General features: G+C 72.6%; 5 protein-coding genes. All 5 read left to right on the top strand.

Features of this window, described 5'->3' with window-relative positions; all coding sequences use genetic code 11:
• Positions 1–270: 270 nt before the first annotated feature.
• From mihF to metK, 5 genes are read left to right on the top strand one after another with little or no spacing between them, the layout of a single operon-like run.
• Positions 271–588, top strand: coding sequence for an integration host factor, actinobacterial type (mihF, locus tag VF825_RS00355; RefSeq protein ID WP_141788611.1), 318 nt, complete (start codon positions 271–273; stop codon positions 586–588).
• Between the two features lie 29 nt (positions 589–617).
• On the top strand, positions 618–1226 hold the full coding sequence (gene gmk, locus VF825_RS00350) for a guanylate kinase (RefSeq protein ID WP_331108925.1): 609 nt from the start codon (positions 618–620) through the stop codon (positions 1224–1226).
• Between the two features lie 2 nt (positions 1227–1228).
• Entirely contained in the window at positions 1229–1492 is a 264-nt protein-coding gene (gene rpoZ, locus VF825_RS00345; RefSeq protein WP_331108924.1) for a DNA-directed RNA polymerase subunit omega, read from the top strand.
• A gap of 31 nt (positions 1493–1523) precedes the next feature.
• Positions 1524–2810 carry a bifunctional phosphopantothenoylcysteine decarboxylase/phosphopantothenate synthase gene (locus VF825_RS00340; RefSeq protein WP_331108922.1) on the top strand — a complete coding sequence of 429 codons (1287 nt, stop codon included), beginning with the start codon at positions 1524–1526 and terminating at the stop codon, positions 2808–2810.
• Positions 2811–2869: 59 nt separating this feature from the next.
• Positions 2870–4081 carry a methionine adenosyltransferase gene (gene metK / locus VF825_RS00335; RefSeq protein WP_331108920.1) on the top strand — a complete coding sequence of 404 codons (1212 nt, stop codon included), beginning with the start codon at positions 2870–2872 and terminating at the stop codon, positions 4079–4081.
• The last annotated feature ends 249 nt before the right edge of the window (positions 4082–4330 follow it).

Genomic DNA, 4330 nt, shown 5'->3' with positions numbered 1-4330 from the left:
GCCGCGGCGGCGCGCGATACGGCCGCGCGCCTGGCAGCCGACCTGCGCCCCTGAGGCGCCCCGCCGGCCTGCGCGGCACGGGCAGCGCCGACGTGAGGTGCCTCGCACCGCCCGCGGCCCCATTACCTGATGGTCCCGCGGGCGGGGGACACACCCCCTCGTTGCAGGTCACGGGCCGCTTCGCTAGGTTCCTGACCACCCGTTGCCGCCCGGTCGAACCGGTTGCGGCAGCTGCCATGGACATCCGAAACCACCCCCGAGGAGACTGACGTGGCCCTTCCCCCGCTCACGCCGGAACAACGCGCCGAGGCCCTCGAGAAGGCCGCCAAGGCACGCCGGGAGCGTGCGGCCGTCAAGAACCGCCTCAAGTACGCCCAGGGCTCCCTGTCCGAGGTCATCGCCGACGGCAAGAAGGACGACATCGTCGGCAAGATGAAGGTCTCGGCCCTGCTGGAGTCGATGCCCGGCGTCGGCCGCGTGCGCGCCCGCCAGATCATGGAGGAGGTCGGCATCTCCGAGAGCCGCCGCGTCCGTGGCCTGGGCGCCAACCAGATCGCGGCGCTGCTCGAGCGCTTCGAGCAGTCCTGAGCCTGACGGCTCGACCCGACACCGCACCGATGACGGAGCACAGCAGCCGGCTGGTCGTCCTCGCCGGACCCACCGCGGTGGGCAAGGGCACGGTCGCCGCCTATGTGCGCGAGCACTTCCCCGAGGTGTGGCTGTCGGTGTCGATGACGACCCGCACCCCCCGGCCCGGTGAGGTCGACGGCGTGCACTACCACTTCGTCGACGACGCCGAGTTCGAGCGGCTGCGCGAGGCCGGCGAGTTCCTCGAGTGGGCCGTCGTCCACGGGCGGGCCAAGTACGGCACGCCGCGGCGCCCCGTCGAGGAGGCGATCGCGGCGGGCCGGCCGGCGATGCTGGAGATCGACCTGCAGGGCGCGCGCCAGGTGCGCCAGACGATGCCCGAGGCGCTGTTCGTCTTCCTCGAGCCGCCGAGCTGGGACGAGCTGGTGCGCCGGCTCGTCGGCCGCGGCACCGAGACCGAGGAGGAGCGCGAGGTCCGGCTGACCACGGCGCGGCACGAGCTGGCCGCCGCCCGCGAGTTCGACGTCATCATCACCAACGACGAGGTTCGGCACGCGAGCGAGGAACTCGTATCATTGATGCGATCCACCGCTTCCACCGGATCCCTCGCACCTCACCCCCGACGAAACGAGAACTGACCGTGTCCGGAACCGTTGCTGCCCCCGAGGGCATCACCAACCCGCCGATCGACGACCTGCTCGAGGCTGCTGACTCCAAGTACGCCCTGGTCATCTACTCGGCCAAGCGCGCCCGGCAGATCAACGCCTACTACTCCCAGCTCTCCGAGGGCCTGCTGGAGTACGTCGGCCCGCTCGTCGAGACCCAGGTCCACGAGAAGCCGCTGTCGATCGCCCTGCGCGAGATCAACGACGGCCTGCTCAGCTCCCAGCCCACCGAGGGCTGAGCACCCCGTCCCCGGTCGGCAGGAGCGCCGCGTGCGAGTAGTCCTGGGCGTCAGCGGCGGGATCGCCGCCTACAAGGCGTGCCTGCTGCTGCGCCTGCTGACCGAGAGCGGCCACGACGTCACCGTCGTGCCGACCGCGGCCGCGCTCGAGTTCGTCGGCGCCCCCACCTGGGCGGCGCTGTCGGGCAAGCCGGTCGCGACCGACGTCTGGAGCGCCGTCCACGAGGTGCCGCACGTGCGGCTCGGCCAGCAGGCCGACCTCGTGGTCGTGGCCCCGGCCACCGCCGACCTGCTCGCGCGGGCGGCGCACGGCCTGGCCGACGACCTGCTGACCAACACGCTGCTCACCGCGCGCTGCCCGGTGGTGCTCGCCCCGGCGATGCACACCGAGATGTGGGAGCACGCGGCCACCCGCGCCAACGTCGCGACCCTGCGTTCGCGCGGGGTCCACGTCATCGAGCCGGCCTCCGGGCGGCTCACCGGTGCCGACACCGGTCCGGGCCGGCTGCCCGAGCCGGAGGACATCTTCGCCGTGTGCCGTGAGCTGCTGGCCGCGGCCGGCGCCGCCGCGGGTGCCGTCCCCGGCACGGGGGAGCCGTCTGCGACCGGCGCGGTCGCGTCGGACCTGCCGTTGGCCGGGCGCCGGGTCGTGGTCAGCGCCGGTGGCACCCGCGAGCCGATCGACCCGGTGCGCTTCCTCGGCAACCGCTCCTCGGGCAAGCAGGGCTTCGCCATCGCCGCCGTGGCCGCAGCCCGCGGGGCGGAGGTCACCCTCGTCGCCGCGAACGCCGACCTGCCGGTGCCCGCCGGCGTGAACGTCGTACCGGTGGAGACGGTCCTCGAGCTGCGCGAGGCGGTGACCACCGCGGCCAAGGAGGCCGACGTGGTCGTCATGGCCGCCGCGCCCGCGGACTTCCGCCCGGCGCACTACTCCGCGTCCAAGATCAAGAAGTCGCACGACCCCGACGTGCCCGGCGGCGACGAGTCGGCGCCGGTGATCGAGCTGGTCCGCAACCCCGACGTCCTTGCCGAGCTGGTGCAGGCGCGCGCTGCGGCCTCCTCGCCGGTCATCGTCGGGTTCGCCGCCGAGACCGGCGACGAGTCGGGCACCGTCATGGACCACGCCCGGGCCAAGCTCGAGCGCAAGGGCTGCGACGTGCTCGTCGTCAACGAGGTCGGCCCGGGCAAGGCGTTCGGCCAGGACGACAACACCGTCCACATCCTCCAGCGCGACGGCGCCGAACCCGTGCTGGCCGGTCCCGCGCCCAAGGAGGCGGTGGCGGCCACGCTCTGGGACGTCATCCAGTCCCGTCTGTAGGGCGGGTTAGACTCCGCCAACCGTCAGCCAGCAGCCGCTGCACCAAGGAGAGAAATCACGTGTCACGCCTCTTCACCTCCGAGTCCGTCACCGAGGGTCACCCGGACAAGATCTGCGACCAGATCAGTGACGGGATCCTCGACGCGATGCTCGCGCAGGACAGGAACGCCCGCGTCGCCGTCGAGACCATGGTGACCACGGGCCTGGTGCACGTGGCCGGCGAGGTCAGCACCACCGGCTGGGTCGACATCCCCAGCATCGTGCGCGACACGATCGTGGGCATCGGCTACGACTCCTCGCTCAAGGGCTTCGACGGCCGCTCCTGCGGGGTGTCGATCTCCATCGGGCAGCAGTCGCCCGACATCGCCCAGGGCGTCGACACGGCCCACGAGAACCGCACCGGCGGTGTCGACCCGCTCGACAAGCAGGGTGCGGGCGACCAGGGCCTGATGTTCGGCTACGCCTGCGAGGACACCCCCGAGCTCATGCCGCTGCCGATCTTCCTCGCGCACCGGCTCTCCGAGCGCCTCAGCACCGTGCGCAAGTCCGGTGAGCTGGCCTACCTGCGTCCCGACGGCAAGACCCAGGTCACCATCGGCTACGACGGCGACCAGGCCGTCAAGCTCGACACCGTGGTCCTCTCGACCCAGCACGCCGGGGACGTGTCCCTCGAGGGCATGCTCGAGCCCGACATCGCCGCCCACGTCATCAAGCCGGTCCTCGACGAGCTCGTCGCCGCCGGCACCGACCTGGACGTGTCCGACTACCGCATGCTGATCAACCCGACCGGCCGGTTCGAGATCGGCGGCCCGATGGGCGACGCCGGCCTGACCGGCCGCAAGATCATCGTCGACACCTACGGCGGCATGGCCCGTCACGGTGGTGGCGCCTTCTCCGGCAAGGACCCGAGCAAGGTGGACCGCTCCGCGGCCTACGCCATGCGTTGGGTGGCCAAGAACGTCGTCGCGGCCGGCCTGGCCAAGCGCTGCGAGGTCCAGGTCGCCTACGCCATCGGCAAGGCCCAGCCGGTCGGCCTCTACGTCGAGACCTTCGGCACCGAGACCGTGCCGCTCGACAAGATCCAGCGCGCGATCGACTCCACGTTCGACCTGCGCCCCGCCGCGATCATCGACGAGCTCGACCTGCTCCGCCCCATCTACCAGCCCACCGCGGCCTACGGCCACTTCGGTCGCACCTCCGCCCCGGGCCTGGAGGGCGGCTTCACCTGGGAGCGCACCGACCGCGTCGAGAAGCTCCGCGCCGCGATCTGAGCCGCACCGGCCACCGCTGCCCCCGTCCCGCCACCGCGGGCCGGGGGCAGCGTCGTCTCCCCGCCCGGCCGGCGGGCATGGCGCGTCCGGGTGCGTCGGCGCCGTGCGGTAGAAGTGCCGTATGACGAGTGAGGGCGCGGCGGGTCCGCCGGCTGCGGGGGAGCAGCTGGAGCTCGTGCGCGCCGGCGCGCGGCGCAAGCCCGCTGCCCGCGCCGCCGAGGCCCATGCCGAGGTCGACCCGGTCGCGCT

Origin of the sequence: Oryzihumus sp. (genome assembly GCF_036391795.1) — a bacterium.
Lineage (GTDB): Bacteria > Actinomycetota > Actinomycetes > Actinomycetales > Dermatophilaceae > Oryzihumus.
The sequence above is the reverse complement of the archived record's forward strand: the minus strand, read 5'-3'. Positions and strand labels throughout refer to the sequence as shown.

Bases quoted from the DNA above. Each gene is read 5' to 3' on its own strand.
- gmk (WP_331108925.1), top strand. From the start codon at position 618: ATGACGGAGCACAGCAGCCGGCTGGTCGTCCTCGCCGGACCCACCGCG.